This is a genomic window from Bacillus sp. AFS041924 (assembly GCF_002577195.1).
Taxonomy (GTDB): Bacteria; Bacillota; Bacilli; order Bacillales; family Bacillaceae_G; genus Gottfriedia.
Map to the genome: position 1 here is coordinate 1 of NZ_NULG01000052.1, position 20,073 is coordinate 20,073.

Sequence of the window (20,073 nt, forward strand, 5' to 3'; positions counted from 1 at the left end):
ACTGCTAGTCCAGCATCTTGTGTGTCATAAATAACTGTGTATTTTGCTGGTTTCCATTGTCCGTAAATCGTTTTTGTAGAGTAAATTGAATTTGTGAACTCCCAAGGAATTGTACATGCTTCATCTGCAAACCAAGTCAAATCATAACCGTGTACTGTTGGTGCTGTGATTCTACGGGCCACAATTTGATCTTTTGTTGCTTCTTTCACTTCAGCAGGTGCATTCTTTGGCATTACGAAATGCACAATATATCCATTTACAACTTTTTGTACTACTGTCACATCAGCATACTCTTTAGCTTTTACAGTAATCGTATAATCTTTAGCTCTTGTGAACAGACTCTTGTTTAGAGTAATCGTACGATTTTCTTTATCTACATTGTATTTCGATGCGTCTACTGCAAGACCATTGATGTTAATGACAGTAATCGCATTAGCCCAATCTTTATCACTGAACTCTAATACCATATCGTTGCCTACTGCATTGTCTGTTGTATCAGCTGTTACAACTGAACCAGCTAATGCATATTTCGCGTAAAGTGTGATTGGTTTTGTCACAATGTTATCAAAATCATATGGCATTGTTAAATCTTTGTCCAAGTACCAACCATAGAACTTGTATCCTACTTTTGTTGGATCAACTGGTTTTGTCGCATTTCTATCTACGATTTGAGCTGAAACTGGGTCTCCACCATTTGATTCAAATGAAACTGTGTAACCAATAACTTGGTCAGCCACTACAACATCTTTATACCCTTCTGAAACAATGGTCACGTTGACTTTTTGTCCAACCGTGAATAGTGAACCTTTAAGGATAATGCTATTATTCGTGATTGTGTAATCCTTATTCAGCTCTAAAGTTTTATCAGCTATTTTTACAGCTTTAATATTATTTTTCCATGTTCCGTCATCAGTAAATGGTAGCATAATATCGCTTCCAACAATGTTTCCAGCAACGTCTTTATTCACTGTTGGTGGAACTTTAATCCAACATAGATAGAATGTAGAATTACCGGTCAAGACTCTCGGATTTGTTGTAATATCCGACTTCTTGTCACTTGAATTAGCTGCATCCAAATAAAGGTCTGGACTAATTGTTAAATTTCCATTCGTTACATGTGTTGCACCTGTAGACATATTTGGCGCTGTTGTTTGTGCATTAACTAACGCATCAGCAAAGAATGTATCATTTGCATTCTTTAACGTACCACCGTTTAAATCAACATGTCGTCTATAACCAAGTTTAACATTTCGAATTGTGAAATTTTCACCAGTTGTCGACGTTATTTGTAAATTGTATCCTTTAATATTCCCAAGATTTGCAAGAGTTGGCATTTCACTGAAGGCAAACTTTTCACCTAGTTTATTTTGACCTGCTTGAACAGCTTGATCATGTGTAGCCGTTGTGAATGATAGAATCCCGTTACTTCCGTTAGACGATAAGTCATACGTACTTGGGTCTAACGTATACTTTGTCGGGTCCGTATCTGTATTTCCATCGCTCTTCATTCCATAGAATGTCGCTTCAATATTTGCAATTTTGTCTTTTCCTGTTAACCAAGAAACATTTGTTAAATAATCTGGGATGTTGATTTTTAAATCGCCTTCTCCAAGCACCCAACCGTTACCACTTGCATTTATGTTACTTGGGTCGAATTTCGCTCCATTCGGATTCGATTTATCAACAGGTGAATAACTTTGAGTCGTATTCATTTGCCATTTTGCATAAACTGTTTTGTCTTCAGTTTGAGGATATGATCCTGTATCCCATTGTGTTATACCTGATGGTTCATTAAACCAACCAAGGAACGTATAGCCTGGTTTCTGTGGGGCAGGAGTATTAAAATTTATCAAATCACTGTTCGGACCATTTGATCTACTTGCGCCTGGTTTATAGCCTATCGCCATCGGATTAATCGGCGTTCCTCCTTGGCTATTAAACGTAACACTATATCCGACGGGTTGTTGAGCCTTGTAAACTGGATCTGAACCAGCAATTACATCTGGATAAACAGTGCCATCTGCACCTTGTGAGCCGATTGTAATTTTGTAAAGATGTGGCAGATAACTTGATCCACCTGGATTTACAGTTGCTGAATTATATGTGAAACCATTTTTTGGATCTAGCGTTGAATCCGTCATAAATGTTTTCGCATTAAACGTAATTTTACCTGGCTGACTAATGTCATAATATTTTTGATTTGTAACTGGATTGATCAGATTAGTGATATCCATACTATTACCAAAGTTCGTTGTCACAATCACTTTATTAATTCCATTTCGCCATTTCGCATCTTCTGTGAAGTTTAATGTTAAATCCTTTCCAATATGCGCCACTGTTGGGTCAGTGATAATCGGAATCGCTGGCGTCGGAATTGGAACCGTTGAGATTGTTAAGGATTTAGTTACATCTTGGTATCCTGCCGCTTTTATTATCATTGTGTAATTTGTTGCCGTTGGGAATAACGATCCAGGGAACGTAATTTTTGATGGCATTGTTGCCGATTGGCTACTTGCATCCGTATACTGATATCCAGGATTGATTGTCACTAAATTGGTTACATCAGTAGAACCTAACATGATTTTTGTAATTGATTTTCTCCACTTTACATCGTCTACGAACACCGCACTTGTTGGAGAAAGTGAAATTGTTGCTCCATTTTGTAAATCTTCTAACTTAGGTGTTGATATGATTTGCTGAGCTGGAGCTGGGAAATTAAGCTTTTGCATAACTTGCTCTAATGTGTCACCAGCATTTAACGTAATTGAACCTGCATAATCAGTTGTGAAAGTCGTATCTTTATCTACTGTTGTTTGTGCGGTTGGAACACTTAATCCTGCATCCTTCGCACTTTGATTTTGCGTGCCAAAGTTTTTAAAGATAAAGTAGAAATCGTTATAATCAATTCCATAACCAAAGCCACTTGGCTTAATCCAGTAAATATCTGCATCACGATTCGTGTTTAAGAATGCTGTTTTGTTAGCTAATTTATTATCTGGATTATTAAGATTATTTAGGTTTTTATATTGATAATAAACATCGATTTCTTTCAGTAAATCTTTCATATCGATGACGTTATCACCATTTACGTCTCCTCCTAATAAAATTGGGAAAAGAGTTGGAAGATCTTTTACAGTACCTGATTGATAACCGTATTTGTTTTGACCAATTACAGGTGTTTTTCCATATCCTTTAAAATGTCCTGGTACACTTGCTTCCATAGAATATGGTTTATTACTTACATCTGCTGTCACCGCATAATATGGATTAATAAACGTATAGGCCATTGTGTTATTAGTTGATGTCGGTTGATCCGTTGTAAATTTTTTGCCCTGATCATCCGTGACCGTTACCTTCGCACCTGAATCAACTGTGAATTGTGGATAATTGTTGTTTATGTTATTTCTTGCGAAAGATTCCGCTGCCACACGTCCTCTAATTAAAGAAATGTTCTGTCTTATATTAGGTTGATTCGTTGGGAACCATGCGATTTCTGTATCTTCACCTGATAATGTTAAATTCGCTTGTAATAATTGATATGGGAATGGTCCAGTAACCGGATCAGGGTGTGAATAAGTCACATCTGCTTCTAATATTTGCATATCATGGTCAAGTGCACCTGCTGCTCCTATATTAGAAAGTGTCACATCTGTTGTTTTTCCAACTTGATAGTATTGATGAACATAAGGTTGACCTACAGTAAGAACCTTAGTTGGATCAATCCCTTTACTAATAAGGTAATTTTTATATTCGTCTGTTAAACGGATATTACTGAATTCATAGACCTTATTATCATTCAGAATAAATTTACCGCCGGTCATTCCAACACCGTAGTGTGTTGTCATTGTCATTTTGAATGGTTTATTCGCATCAACAACCAATTTATCTTCGTTACCTGGTCCTGCATCTACTCCATTAGATGAAGTTAAAGTAACATACGGATTTCCCTTTTTAATAAAGTAATAAGTTTGATCATTTATACTATCACTTTCACCGGAATAATCAATTGGGTCAATAATAAATTGACTTCCCCGTTTATTTGTAAGGTCTTCAGCAGTCACACCAAAATGGAAACGACCTTTTGCATTAGTTTTGAAGAAAACTGTTGGGAACATACTATCTTGATAACCTACAACACTATTTAAACCTTGATCAACAGGAACTGGTGTAATACCATCCTGAGGGCTTGGCACTGACGTTTCCCCGTTAGCTTTCATTACGTCTATGTTTGAGTCATAAACAGTACCATGGAATCCTTTAATTTCTTGTCCAGGTAGATACCCTGTCGGATCAATTTCATAAATTCCGCCTTTGGAGTCACTATCCATTGTCATAGTTGGCGGTGTACCATCAACATATAGCGTATCTTCTGCAGTGTAACGATGACCATCCTTACCTGTTGCAATCATCTCAAGAGAGTATGAGCCTTCTGGTAACACTTGTACGTCTTTTGATATGCCAGACTGATCATACGTTCCATCGTATGCCTTTGTAAATGGTAGATACCAACCATTAAATAGTACGATACGTGGACCGTATTGGACACCAGGAGTGATATTGCTACCGTTTACTAATGAGGTTGCTACCCCTATATATTTCCCGTCTTTGTCTTTTATGGCAATATATAAGTTATCCATTTCGTTATTTACTGAGAAATAATAAGATGAAAGATTTCCTACTGCCGCCGCTTTTATCCCGACTTGGAAACTGTTAATGCCTTTTTCCGCAACTGTAATTGTAAACGGAACGCGATAAGACTCTGATGAATCAGCTGTGTTTACTAGGTTAATATACCCTTCGTAAGTGCCCTCTAATGCATTTGATGGTACTGTAATTTTTGCTGTTGCTTTAATAGTACTTCCACCGCCAACATTAAGGTTTGTTACGTTTTGTCCATCGACAGTAAAATCAACTTTTACATCATTTCCTGTGCCCGGACCTACTTTATTCGATCCAGCAAATTTTGTTGATATAAACTCAGTACTTACTTTAAATGTTTTACTGCTATTTCCTTGGTTAGAAACATTAAAATCTTTTGAAGAAACAACATCATCTGAGCCGTTCGTTGCACCTTCTCCTCGACCTTTAAAACCAAAGAACATGCTTCCTGTGAGGTTTTCAACCTCTTTCAGAGTATTATCTGAATCTGCTGCGTATGTTTTATCTAAAACTTGAATTTTCACATCTGTCGCAATGGCACGAGCAGGATCAACACGTCCGGCACCTACTTGGTAGACACTATAATTCTTTGAATCTGTATCAATACTTTTAGCTGTATTCATTAACACTGCTTTTACATCTGCAGGTGTATAATCTGGATGTGCAGCTAAAATTAATGCAGAAATACCAGCAACATGCGGTGTTGCCATTGATGTACCAGACATAATTTGATAACCAAGTTTATAATCATGTGCTGCATTTGGCTCCCAAATATCGTATGGAGCTGTTGAAGAAATATCAACACCAGGCGCTACAACATCAGGTTTAATTGTCCAATCCTTAACAGGACCCGTTGAGCTAAAGCTTGCCAGGTCATCTCCACTTTTACTAATTGGAGCATCTAATGTAGCAGGGAAAGTGATACTTGCATTTTTAGGGTCCTTTTTAACAGCATCAGATAGAGCTTGTCCTTGTGCTTGTGTCAATGAAATGGAATAAACATTATCCATGCTGACACCTAAGAAATTATTAATATATCCTTGGTTATCCGCATCTTCTGTATTATCCCAGATAATCATACCCGCTGCTCCAGCTTTGTGAGCATTTGCCATTTTTGTTTGTAAATAGTCACCGCCACGCTTTACTAGAACAAGTTTACCTTTCACATCAATTCCGCTATAGTCTCCTTCACTTCCTAAACCGACATCAACGATTGGAAGTGTTTGTCCTTTATAAGCATCGTCTGATTGCGAAAAGTTTTTACCGAATAAACGTGCTTTATAAGAAACTGAACCATTTTTAATTGTCATTGTTGCAATATCTTCAGGAACCGTACTTGCACCTACCGTAATTGCTAGTGCTGAAGTTCCTGGTGAACCCACTGTAGCTTGCCCAGGGCCACTATTACCTGCAGCAACATCACACACAACTCCAGCTAAAGTAGCATTGTTAATCGCAATGCTAGTTGGGTAAAGTGGGTCATTAACTGTTGCACCAAGAGATAGATTAATTACATCCATGTGATCTTTTGTAGCTTGATCGATACCACCTAGTACAGATTCTGTTGTACCGTGTCCTCCTGGTCCTAATACACGATAACCATATAGTTCAACATCCGGTGCTACCCCATTTGCCGAATAAACATCGTTATTATTCGTCGTATTTGCTGCAATCGTACCGGAAACGTGAGTTCCATGTGAAGTAATATATGGCTTATAAGTTGAAGGTGGTGTTCCCCAAACTGAACCTGGATTAGCCTTATCAGCTACCCAATCATCATAAGTTGTTTCCATAGGATCATGGTCATCAACATATTTTATATTTCCGTTTGCATCAAATCCGTCATTACTAACAAGGTCATGTCCACCATATAATTTTCCATTTTCATCATGTGTTACTTTATAAAGATCAGGATGGTTGTAATCGATACCTGTATCCAATACACCCACTTTAACCTTTTGACCCGCACGTGGACCTGTTTTAATGATACCTGTATTCCCTTCAGCTTGAAGCTTATCAATTCCTAAAAATGAAAGCCCTGTTGTTGGCTTGCCAGCAGATTTACTTGTTGCTGTAGTTTTAGAATTTCCTTCATCAGGTAAAGAATATTCTACTTGAGACCAAACAGACGCAACATCTGGACTTTCTGCAAGCTTTTGAACTAAATTCGCTGGTAAGGTTAAAGCAACTCCATTAAATGCATCTGTAAATTCTCGTGTTATACTGATTCCTGTTTTAACAGTTTTCCCACCAACAATTGAAGTTTGAGGTTGTGTATTTAAAAAGCTCTTAAAATTTGCATGTGAATCTTTAACCTTGTTGATTGCTTCAGTATATTCACTATTAAACTTTTGACTATTTGCAGTTGCTCTACCTTTAGCTAAAGATTGCTTAATGATTTGTATTTTAGCTGGATCTTGTTTAAATTGAACAATTACATTAACCTTTTTTGAACCAATTAAATCCTTTTTGTCCACATGAATTTTTTGAGCGTTATCTGCCCCAGTAAGCTTATTAATATTTACTTTTTGCTCTGGTGTCAATCCAGCCAAAATGCGGTTCACTTCATCTGCTGAGAATTTTCCATCAGATGAGCTTTTCTGATCGACATTAGACTCTGCATGTGCAAGTATCGCGCTTTGAGGTAATACGACATTTAGTAACATTGCACTACTTAATGCAACAACAGATAACGTTCGTTTCTTTTGTCTCTTTTTCATGTTTCTCCCCCTATCATTAGACATTTCTCGTGATTAACTATTAAAAATATTTAGAAAATAAATTAATCTACAGTGCAATAATACATCACTAAAAACTTCTTTGTATTGGGGAATTTGCAACTTTGTGTCAGTGATTGTCGAAGAAAACCACCTATTTTTAATGCCTAAAACAAGCTGGTTTTAATATAAAGAATAGCTACTTAATAATTTCTTACCAAAATATGTCGTTTCTTCAATTTTTTTCTGTTCCATATACCTTAAACATTAAATATTTTGTAGATTCTTAATCCATAGACTAAACTTGTTAAAATTGGGGAATTTTATTGTTTTTTTTTGAAAATTTCATAAACTTATATAAAATTCCCAAATATTTCTTTTACAGAATCTTTACACATAAGTTGTTGAAGATTATATACTGCCTTTTGACTTGATTAGAAATGTACGTTGATTTGGGCTAAAGAGTATTTTGATAACAGTGACAAAAATCCACTGTTCACCATTCAGTTTCAATGCTTGAAACCTTAGGATGTACCGCAAATTTAACAGAAGTCTTCTAATCTATGAAATCAAAAACAATAAACGTCAATTATACGTTTAGAGAAGCATGTACAGTTGTACTCTCTAAACGAGCTATTTTTCTGATAAGTTTTCTGGAATGGTGAAAATTAAAGAAAAAGACCTGCACCTTTAAAAAAATCAAGGGCAGGTTAGATCTTTTTTTTCTGGATTCCTGATAGCTTTTTTTCTTACTACTTTTTCTACTAAGTATTAAAAAATCATCCTCTGCTGTAGATCCTCTTTCAAAATTTCAACGGCTTCTCTAAATCTCTGTGAATGTACACTCTCACGTTCTCTTAAAAATCTTAATCTATCATTTAAATCCGGTTCATCAGAAAGATCTTTCCTATTCACCATGAAATGGCTCAAATTGTACTATCCACATAATCGAACGTATATTGGGGAATTTCTTCTGAATTTATTACAAAGTTAATAAATTTTTCAGATTATTTTAGTTTGAAAGAAATTTATAAACTTAAATTTAGGGAAACCAAGATGAAGTTCATTTATCTATTAACACCTTAACGAAAAAACAAAATGAAAAACAGGACTTGTTAAGAAATACTTGAGAAATCAAAAAGTTTGTAACGATGTAACCCAAATTTATTAATAATTATATCGTCAATAATCGATAAAATACGGCATTTTTAGATAAATTATTTTATTTATAATTGTTATTTCTTCAAATAAAGTAAAAAATCGACAAAAACCCAAGAATTATTAACGATATAATACCTCTTTTGAATCATAACTCGACTGAAGATTCCCCAATTTACAAAATTCTCATTATTCACAATAATTGGAATGACATAAATAATTGTGGTGAATGATTATCTACGATTGAAATAGATAGTATTTTATTAATCAATTTCGTAACGTATTTCATTAACACTTAATTATGTATTACAAAAAATAGGGGGAAAAAAATGAGGAAAAACGAAAAAAATAATCACAAAATGCTTAAAGGTCTATCTGTAGTTGTTTTATCAACTAGTTTTATATTAAGCTCTCTAGGACATTTAGATCTTACAAAAGCTGCGGGTTATTCAAAGACTGAAGATATTCTAGCAAACTTAACTCCACAACAAAGAGATGCACTTAATCAGCTTTCAACTAATGAAGAAACTGGTCTTCAAATTTCGTCTAATATTAACCAAACTTCAACTAAACAAACATCAGTAATCGTACAGTTTGCAAATCAACCTAAAAAAGTTGCTCAAATCCAAGCGACCCTTCAAGGGCAATCTTTAACTGAAACCGAAGCAACGAAATTGATTAACCAAGATCATGTAACGTTTAATCAAGATGTTGGACAAGTATTAGTTGACAAAAATAATAAAAAGGTAGAATACAAGGTTAACCGTTCATATAAAAATGCGTTTAACGGTGTTTCGATGACCCTTCCAGCTAATCAAATAAAAAATCTATTAAAATCAAAAGCAGTTAAAACAGTTTGGAGCAATGAATCATTTTCAATTGAGCCACCTACTGCAGAAGATAATAATGCATTAAAGGCTGATGAGGAAAAAGTTGGAAACTATACGCCTTATGATGGTTTAGATCGTTTACACGCTGAAGGATTCACTGGTAAAGGAATTAAAGTAGGGATTTTAGATACAGGGATTGATTATCACCACCCAGATTTAAAGGATGCATTTAAAGGTGGATATGATTTCGTTGACAATGATAATGATCCAATGGAAACAACATATGCTGACTGGAAGAAATCGGGAAAACCAGAAATAAGCAACTCCTCACCGTACTACACAGAACATGGTACACATGTTGCTGGTATTATTGGTGGTCGTGGTAAAGCAGATAGTGAATATAAAATGTTAGGCGCGGCACCTGAGGCTGCTATTTATTCTTATCGTGTACTTGGACCATATGGTAGCGGAACAACTGATGCCATTATTGCTGGATTGGATCGAGCGGTCAGTGATGGTATGGACGTTATTAATATGTCTTTAGGTAACTCGTTAAATGATCCACTATATGCGACTTCAGTTGCAGTAAATAATGCTGTTTTAAGTGGTGTTACAACTGTTGTTGCAGCTGGTAATAGCGGAGATAAAAATTATACGTTAGGTTCACCTGCAGCGTCTGCATTAGCATTAACAGTTGGAGCATCAACAATCTCACTTGATGTATACCAATACGCAGGCGTACAAAATGGTGTTAATTACACAGTAAGACAATTAGCAAGAAATTATTCAGATGATCTAACTCAACTAAAGGGAAAAACATTCCAACTGGTTGATGTTGGACTAGCTAAAACAGCAGCTGATTTTAATGGTAAAGATTTAAATGGTAAAATTGCTTTCATCAAACGTGGAACAAATACATTAATTGAAAAAATTAAAAATGCAAAAACAAGAGGTGCAGTCGGAGTACTTATGTATAATGACGAAGCTAATCAAGCTGAAGGTCCAATTCAATCATTCATAGGTGAATCAGTTGATGCAGTGCCAACATTCTCAGTTTCAAATAGTGAAGGGGCAGCGATCCTAGAAGAGATTCAAGCAGGAAATGCAAGCTTCACATTCTGTGATTATTCAAAAGTACAAACAGCTAGTGATGAATTAGCAGGATTCAGCTCAAGAGGTCCTTCTCGTGTGAACTATGATATAAAGCCAGAAGTAACTGCACCAGGTGTTGCAATTATGTCAACCGTTCCGTTTTATGTTAACAATAAAACTGTAGATGGAACTCATCCTGAAGATTACAAATATGCATATGAGCGCTTATCTGGTACGTCAATGGCTACACCTTATGTAGCTGGTGTATCAGCATTATTACTACAGTCGAATAAAGATTTGCAACCAGCAGATATCAAATCAATTTTAATGAATACAGCAGATTCTTTATCAAAAAAATATAGCGTGTTTGAAATCGGAAGCGGCCGAGTTGATGCATATGAAGCAATTCATACAAATGTTGAATTACAGGTGAATGATCAAACTCCGACATTTAATGAAAAAGGTAAATTAAAAACGATTAAAGAATTAACTGGTGGCATGAGCTTTGGATCATACGGATTCAACAATCAAAATATTACTGATGACCGCACGGTTACATTGAAAAATCGAAGTGAAAAAGCAAAAACATTTAATGTGAAGGTTAATTTCCAAACAGGATTAAGGGGTTCATTAGATGCTGCAAAAAATAATGTAACTCTATCTGGACCAACTTCAGTGAAAGTAAATGGAATTGGCTCTAAAAACATTAAGTTTAATTTAAATATTCCAATAACAGCTGAAAAAGGAACATATGAAGGATATATCGTCTTTACAAATGCGGCTGATCCAGCAGAAACATACCAAATTCCATTTGGTGGTCGAGTTGTAAATGAAGGTTTTGATACACTTACGATCGCTAATCCAATGTATTCTGGAGATACAGCTTGGCCAGAACAAACATATCCAGGTATGTCATTTAGTTTTTCAGAAAAGTCGCATATGAGATATATTGACGTGGTAGTTCAAGATGCAACAACTGGTGAAGATGTTGGATACCTTGGAACTTTCGATGGTTTTGGAATAAATGAAAACACAGTTTACGGGATTGCATATGCATTTACAGGTGCTTATTTCCCATTCACTGGTGATCCGAAAAATCCGATTGCTAATTCAATTGTTATGGCCAAAACAGGTAACTATAAATTAAGACTAATTGGAACAAATGATCAAGGGAAAACATTCTCTAAATCAGCAGATTTTATGTATGAAAAGGGCGCACCAATTATGACATCAAGCTTTGATAAGTTAGATCAAAAGGTTATTGAATATAAAGATAGTCAATTTGATTCAAACGGTGAATATTTATATGACTTTAATATTAATTTAAATGATCCTGAGACAAACGAAGCTAATAAACTTGGAATGCCTTTTGATCAATCAAGTAATAAAATTGTCTCCCAGTACGATAGTCCATACTTTGCTCAACCTATAAATACGGATAAAAACGGAAATTATCATGATCAAATTTTAGTTAAAAAGAGAACAACTCCATTAAAAGTTCAGTTTTATGGAATGGATGCTGCTAGAAACTTTACTTCAGATGCTACGGCAATGCAAAGAATCATTTTTGTTTCTGATAGTTATCCATATTATTACTTAAAAGCAAATAAACAAACTACTTCAACTGGTGATACAATCAATTACTCACTTCGTTCGAATAATATTAAAAACTTAAAAACAGCAAAGATTACAATTCCTGTATTAACGGTAGATAACAAAGAGTTAGCTACAATTAAAAATGTTGTTGTAAGCGATGCGGTTAAACAATATGGTGATGCACGGGTAAGTGTAACTAATACTAACGATGGATATACTTCAGCATATACAATTACGTTTAATTATTTAGGAAATAAAACTTTACCTGAAGATCTACAACTAGTTAATTTTGATTTAGTTTCTGCTAATCGTTATTGGAAAAACTTCCCTGTAAACTGGTATAATATGGAATTTACTGGAACAACAATTGATCAATCAGATGCAGTTACAAGTAACGTTTATACTTATATGGAAGCTATGGATTTAAAACAAACTTACTCAAGATTAGAAGGTTCTATGAAATTAGAAGGCACAATTGACCCAGCTACTAAGCAAACGAATTGGGCTTTAAACCAACAAAATATTGGCGCAAAAATTTCTGTTACTTCTTATGATAGAAATGTTACCAATGCAATCTTTACAAACAAAAATGGTAGTTACGCTGTAGATGGACTAAAACCTGATACTAAACCTTATACAATAACAGTTGATGTACCAGGCCATTTTACAATGACTAAATCATTATTGCTGTCTGATGAAGTTCGAGGAGAGCAACTTGGAAAGAGACTAGGTTTTAACTTAGCTCAAGCGGCAGCTGGAGATACGAATAAAGATAATGTCATTGATATTTTAGATGCACTAAATATCCAAACGTTTTGGGACACGAATAAAACAAGTGCTGATTTCAACTTCGATGGAGTTGTAAATAAAAAAGATATGGACTATGTAATTAAAAACTACGGCTTACAAAATAGTAATGTTCCAAATCCTCCAAAAGCTAAGACTACTTATAAAGGTGTAACTTTAGATGATGTTTTAACTCAATTAGGATTACAATAACGGAGTAAGAAAATAAAATCATTAGATTGGTATCCTGTGTATCAAAATATTTCATATAGAAGATATTGAAACATATGCCCCTTTGTTTTTATACAAAGGGTTTTTTTATCTACCCTAATCAAAAATCCAAATGTGGAGTAGACTTTGACTAATAGAAAACCTTTTCAACAACTCTCCCTCTATATGCTACATTAAAAAACTGGGCAAAATACACCAGTTCTAATATGAAACATTATGCAACTTTTTAACCAAATCTTTCTTTAAATCTTTCTTCGTTATTACAAATTTATTGAAGCTTTTCATTCTTTTTTTCTTAACCTCTTTATTCATTTCACTTATGGCATTTATTATAGAACTTACAGTCGAAATAACTATTTTACCTTCAAAAGTTGGCGTAATGTTTTTTTGATCAATTTAATATCAAGCTTATTTTCCAGTTGAGTAATAGATTGACTCATTCCTGAAGTTGATATAAATAGTTTTTCTGCAGCCTTAGTTATAGACATTTCATTTGCGTCAGTGACAATATGCTCCATTTGTTCAAAATTCATATTTAACCTTGCGCAAATAATTTTATTTTATATTTTTGGCTCTGTTAAAAAGAATGTTGATTTTCCATTCCAGGTACTTNNTCCCATAGGAGTCTTCGCACCTTCCATTTCAATTAGTCTCGAATTTAACTAAAATCAACAAGTAATATTAACAGAGCCTTAAATTTAAAAAGTTGAATAACTACTTTTTCTTAATATTGTCTCTATCTTAAATTCTCTTTTAACATTAAAATCCGCCTACTTTAAGACTAATATCTAATTGTTTTATATTGTTACTATTCATTTTTTTCCGCATTTAATTAAATTCATTCTAAGCATTACTTCCTAAAACACTAAGTTTTTCTAAATGTTAATATTTTGTTAAATATTATAAAATTAATATAAAGATATTACAGAAAATAATGAGTATTAATTATATTAATTGAGTACTGGTACTAATAAAGGAGAATAAATTATGTATGAAGGGAAAATTATTAAGTTTTACCGTGAAAAATTCAATATAACCCAAGATCAGCTAGGCCATGAAATATGCTCTAGAGCACAAATTTGTAGAATAGAAAACAATCAAGCAAATCATTCTATTGAAATAATAAAAAAATTAACCGAACGATTAGGTGTAGATTTAGAATTAGAAGTTACTAAATTAAATAAATTAAAAACATCCTTAGACCAATTACATGATGCAATCATCATGCAAGTATTTGACGATATCAATACAGCAAAAGAAGCGCTTGAAAAGTTTGAATTAATAACAATTTCGCCTTACACATATTTTTATCAATTACTACAAATTAGAATCCTATTATTAAATAATAATTTAAAAGAGGCAACTAGTATCATCAAAAAAATTCAAAAAATAGAGCACAAATTATCTCCTTATGAAGTTAATATGTTAAAGCATATATTAGGAATTCAATTTTTAACAAATAAGGATTATCTGAAGGCAATTCAATTATTAACATCAATTCAAAATGATGTTTATAAAAATCCGGAATATTTTTATCACTTAGCAGTCGCATATAATGAGATCGACTCTAGTATTTTAGCCTATTATTATGCTGAAAAAGCACAACAATACTTTCAACAAATGAATAACTACCCAAGAGCAATTGATGCTGAATTATTAATGATCATTCAAATCAAAGATGCTGTTGGTGATGAGATTATTAACCGCTATAAAAATTTAATTAATAGTTGTAATTTATGTAATTCACCAGACAGAAAATCAAAAATATATTATTATCTTGCTTATGAATACTTTCGAAGAAAAAACTACGACCTAGCAAAAAAATATTATTCAGAATCAATGATACTCAATGAAGCGAATCCACAGTCTCTCCAATACATCTTGTCATTAGAAGGCTACGTACGAAGTTCATTCGAAAGTGATTTGGTTTTAAATTTATAATCTAACTAATATAAATTTTGGTCGAAAAAGATTTAAAAAAAATAAAACCACTCGTATTATTGTGATGTACCTCAATTGTAAGACAAAACTAACAATTGGAGATGCCTTACTCATTTACGAATGGTTTTTTTATTTATTTTAAGGGAAAGTTTATATTTTGAAAAAGGTTAATCTAATTTTTTTACAAAAAGGGTGTTTAATCAATTGCCTCTGATTAGCACCCTTTTTTATTTTACTTAAAATAACTTGTACTAATTTTATTTAAATATTTATTGTTTGATCAGTATTACTCCTACATTTGAAGGTAAGATAATTATTTGATCACCTAATAGCATATTGAAATCCATAAATAGTCAGAATAATACGATTAATGTGGTTCTTCATTTGATTATAGAAACTAGATTAAGATTATTTTAATCCTAACTGACTTAACACAGTATCCAATGATGCACCTTTATATGAAGTTTTCGCCTTAGGTGGATTTGGAACTGTACTATTTTGTAATCCATAGTTCTTAATAAGAAGATTCATATCCTTTTTATCAACAACTCCATCGAAGTTCAAATCTGCACCTGATTTATTTGTTTCCCAATAAGTTTGTAGAGATAATGCATCCATTATATCAATTACATTATCTTTATTTACATCCCCAGCTTTAGGTTGAGTGGAGAAAGTTCTGTCCACTCCGATTAATTCATCACGAGCGTCATCTGATAACACAAACTTCTTATACATCGTAAAATGACCTGGTGCATCTACTTTTAGTGTATAAGCATTTTTATCAACTTTCATTCCATCTACAATGTAGTTTCCATTTTGTACTGGAGCCGCATCAAACACAGTTTTACCATCGTATGACGTTACGGTTACTTTAGCACCAATTTTAGAATTATCAAACGCGAAATTCTGTTGGCCAGTTAAAGGATCCATTGTTCCTTCTAAATTCAAGTTACCTTTTATCCTTGAATACGTGTTATTCATATTCACACTATCCATATAAGTATATACATTATTTGTTTCTACATTTAATTGATCAATTGTAGTTCCAGTCATTTCCATGCCATACCAGTAGACAGGGAATGTTGACTTTGGCATATAATGTTTCGCTGTATTTAAATCGAAATTAACTAATGGCAGATCTTCTGGTAATGCTTTATTTCCTAAATAGTTAAAAGTAATTGTATATTTGGTATAAAAATCATCAGATGTTGATGTTACAGATACTTGTGCATCCCCATATTGCTTAACGGCATCACTTACAACAACATTATTAATTGTCGCTAGGTCACCATTGTCTTTTAATACTGGAATTGTAATCTTTGATGTTTTTAGGTTTTTAATATTATTTGATCGAATCGAATAATTTATAGTATCTCCGGTTGAAGCGACTTGTTTATTTGCTTTTAAGTAATAGTAAGGGTAAGTATTAGAAACAAAAGCTACCCTTAGCATAGACGAAGAATCAGAAGTAAAGTTTCTTGCAGCATCATAAGCATAAAACTGAACTTTTAAAGGTGTAGACCTTTTTTGTACTAGTATTTGATCGTTGTAATCTCCATTTTTATCAGTGTTAATAGCTGGATTTGATAATGGACTATCGTAAAACGAAACCACTGCATTACTTGATTGATCAATTGGAAATCCAAGACGATTCGCATCGGCCACCTCAGGATCATTTACATTAATATTGAAATCATATAAATATTCTCCATTTGAATCGAATTGACTATCATTATATTCAATCACTTTTTGATCTAACGAATCAAAACTTGAAGTCATTGTTGGTTTGCCTTTTTCGAAGATGAAATCCGCTACTTTCGTAAATACTTTCCCCTGATCATTTGTTCCAATCATTTTTAATTTATAGTTACCTGTTTTTGCAAAAACATAATCACTGCTAATCGGATTTTTCGGATCACCTGTCAACGGATAGTACCCCCCAGTGAATCCAGCAGTATTAGAATACACTGTGTTTTCATTCAATGTTCGAGGATCATAAGACCCTAGGTAACCAATATCTTGACCCGTTGAATCCTGTAATACTACATCTAAAGTCTTCATAAATGACTTTAATGAGAATTGAAAACCTTGGTATGGCATAGCTTTTTGTGGCCACGTTGTATCACCAGAATACATTAGATTTCGTACTGTAAGGGTATCAATCCCCTCATTAATAACACGTCCGCCAAATGGAATTTGATACGTTTCGGATGGATCTGCATTATTTGTAAAGACGATATATCCCTCATATGTTCCTTTTTCGGCTGTTTTCGGGATGTTTAAATCAAATTTAATTGATTTTTGACTAATTCCGTTTAATTTAACTGAAGTTGGACCTGTTAAGGTCACTCCATTTTGAGCTGCATCTTTGGAACCTCTTAATCCTGTTTGGAATGTAACATTTACACTAAATGTTTTTGCTTTTTCACTTCTATTTTTTAATGCAATATTACGCGAATCATAAATATCTTGGTCATCAAATCCATATGAACCAAAACTGATTCCACCCGTAAATTCTTTGATTAACTTTTGTTTTCCATTGATAATTGTAGGTGTTTTATCGACTACTTCAAATTCAACATTCGAATGAATTGCTTCATATGCATCAACTCGCCCACTACCCATTTCAAATACACTATAATTTTTTGAAAGTGGATCAGCTGTATTCATTAAAATTGATTTAATGTCTTCAGGCTGGAGACTCTTATTGGATTGTAATAGTAATGCTGAAACACCTGCCACATAAGGTGTTGCCATCGATGTACCTGATAATCGTTCATATGCATACTTGTAGTCTTCCGCTTTAGATCCATCAACCGTTTTATTATTTATATAAAATGGAACGGTTGAAAGGATTGATACTCCAGGTGCGACAACCTCTGGTTTAATATCATAATTTACACGGGAAGGACCTCTTGAACTAAAGGTAGCTAATTCGTCTGCAGCTGTTTTTAACTTTGTAAAATCACCAAACGTGAAGCTTGTTTGACCAGCTTGCATAGCTGTTAAGATTGCTTTTCCATCTGAGTTTGATACTGAAAATGCTGGGACTGCATTAACTGATTCACCTAAGAATGATTGAATTGCTCCTTCAGCTGCGTTTGCTTCGTCATTATACATAATGACTCCGCTCGCACCTTTTGCTTTTGCATTTTTGATTTTGTCAATTAATCCAATGGATCCTCGCTTTATGAATGCGATTTTTCCGTTTACATCTTTCCCATTGAAATCAGCTGGATTAGCTAGTCCAACATCAACAAGTTGATATGTTTTCCCTTTTAACAGAGTTAGATCATCTGAATAATTTCTTGCTAATTGCCTTAATGAATAATTCATACCATTTTGTACACCTGCATATTGATAAACATCAAGTGCGATTGATGATGCACCAACAGTTAATGCTAAAGCTGCAGCAGCTGGTGAACCTAGTGTATAACTTTTATCGCCACTATTCCCTGCTGCAACAACAGTTGTTACCCCACTTAATACGGCATTATTTACAGCAATTGAAGTTGCATATAATGGATCATTAAGTGTATTACCTAGTGACATATTAATAACATCCATGCCATCCTTCACAGCCCGATCAATTGCAGCAATAATGTTTTCCGCTGATCCAGAGCCATATGGTCCAAGCACTCGATATGAGTATAGATCTGCTTCAGGTGCCGCCCCAACAGTTTTAAACTCACTATCTGCAACCCCACGCCCACCGATAATTCCTGCTACATGTGTACCGTGTTCTGTGTAGTAAGCGCTTCCATTGCTAATCTCAGCTTTACCTGATTTTTTCCAATCAGCGTAGGTCGTCTCCATTGGATCATTATCATTATCTACAAAATCATATCCACCTTTATAGGCATCCTTTAAGTCTGGATGATGGTAATCCATCCCTGTATCTAATATCCCTACTTCAATTCCTTTTCCTGTAAATCCTTCTGCATGTAAACGATCTAGACCATCATATGGCGTATAATTCGCAACATTTGCTTCATCTTTTTTTAATTGGTCATTATCACTAGCAGGCGGGTCAATCGAAAATGTTGTATTGCTCCAAACTGATTTTACTGCTTTTGAATTTAATAGATTTTTAATTTGATTAGCTGGCAGACTCATTGAGACACCATTAAAGGCATTTTTATAAGATCGATTAATCTTATAATCTACCTTTTTATTATTGTCGTCTGTTAATAATTGTTTGACTTCTGTATTGAAAGTAGCATGATCTTGATTAATTAAATTTAAAGCATCTTTCTCAGATAATTGTTTCCCCTCAACGCTTGCTTCAATTTGCGCGACTTTGACAGGCTTATTTACAAACTCAATAATGACAGAAGTTTGTTTCGTAGAATTTAAATCTGTATCTGAAGAAATTTGAAGACCTGATGATTCATTTGTAGTCATCTGGTTAAGTGCTGCTCTTTGTTCTTGTGTTAAATTAGCAAGTAAACTCTCAGCATTCGTATTTCCAACTGCTTTGGTAATATTTGATACATGTCCAAGTGAACCTACAATAAAGCTAGATGATAGAGCAAATACAGCTAGGCTTTTCACGACCTTACTATTGTTGTTTGCTTTTTTCCCCATTTTCTTCCTCCAAGTCTCTGACTTTTTATTACAAATGTAGTGCAATGAATTACGAAACAATGATTCTAATAGGTTATAAATATTTATTTAGAACTCATTTATTTCCATTGATTTATTACAATTACATAAGTACTTATAATTATTAAAGAGATTTGGAGTCGTGTAAATTGGGGAAATCACCCTAAATATATGAATCAAAATTCGATTTTTCTCATCAGTTTTTTTAAAAAAACTGTCGTTAAGATGCATTTTATGTAGACTTATCAATTGAACATCAATATTAAGTTGCATATTTTGTCAAAAAATGATGAATAAAGTGACACTAAATTCGGGAGATAGTTCTTTTCTTTAACAAACTTCTCTATTTTAATATAGTATAATTCGCTTTTAAATCAAAAAATCCAAGAATCTATTCAAACAGTTGGAAACATACATAGGAAAGATACCAATTGAACCAATTTTCAATTAAAATCTAA

5 protein-coding genes and 1 pseudogene are annotated in these 20,073 nt (G+C 33.8%); 2 read left to right on the top strand and 4 right to left on the bottom strand.

The features are described from left to right. Both COC46_RS23020 and COC46_RS14405 read right to left on the bottom strand, forming a co-directional pair. Positions 1-7,379 (bottom strand): S8 family serine peptidase (locus tag COC46_RS23020; RefSeq protein ID WP_098810402.1); only part of this gene is annotated, 7,379 nt, incomplete at its 3' end. Between the two features lie 768 nt (positions 7,380-8,147). Beyond that, positions 8,148-8,279, bottom strand: a pseudogene (locus tag COC46_RS14405) (manganese catalase family protein); the annotation flags it as partial. A gap of 584 nt (positions 8,280-8,863) precedes the next feature. On the opposite strand from COC46_RS14405, the gene COC46_RS14410 reads away from it, so the two are divergent. Continuing rightward, the gene (locus COC46_RS14410; RefSeq protein WP_098810404.1) at positions 8,864-13,051 is read left to right on the top strand and encodes a S8 family serine peptidase; all 4,188 of its coding nucleotides are present in this window, start codon (positions 8,864-8,866) and stop codon (positions 13,049-13,051) included. A gap of 371 nt (positions 13,052-13,422) precedes the next feature. On the opposite strand, the gene COC46_RS14415 is transcribed toward COC46_RS14410, so the two are convergent. Next, positions 13,423-13,602 (bottom strand): helix-turn-helix domain-containing protein, encoded by a 180-nt coding sequence (locus tag COC46_RS14415; RefSeq protein ID WP_098810405.1) that lies wholly within the window; start codon positions 13,600-13,602, stop codon positions 13,423-13,425. A 454-nt stretch (positions 13,603-14,056) separates the two neighbouring features. On the opposite strand from COC46_RS14415, the gene COC46_RS14420 reads away from it, so the two are divergent. After that, positions 14,057-15,010 (top strand): helix-turn-helix domain-containing protein, encoded by a 954-nt coding sequence (locus COC46_RS14420; protein WP_098810406.1) that lies wholly within the window; start codon positions 14,057-14,059, stop codon positions 15,008-15,010. 408 nt (positions 15,011-15,418) lie between these two features. Here the strand turns inward: COC46_RS14420 and COC46_RS14425 are convergent, their stop codons facing one another. Then, on the bottom strand, positions 15,419-19,597 hold the full coding sequence (locus COC46_RS14425) for a S8 family serine peptidase (protein WP_098810407.1): 4,179 nt from the start codon (positions 19,595-19,597) through the stop codon (positions 15,419-15,421). Between the last annotated feature and the right edge of the window lie 476 nt (positions 19,598-20,073).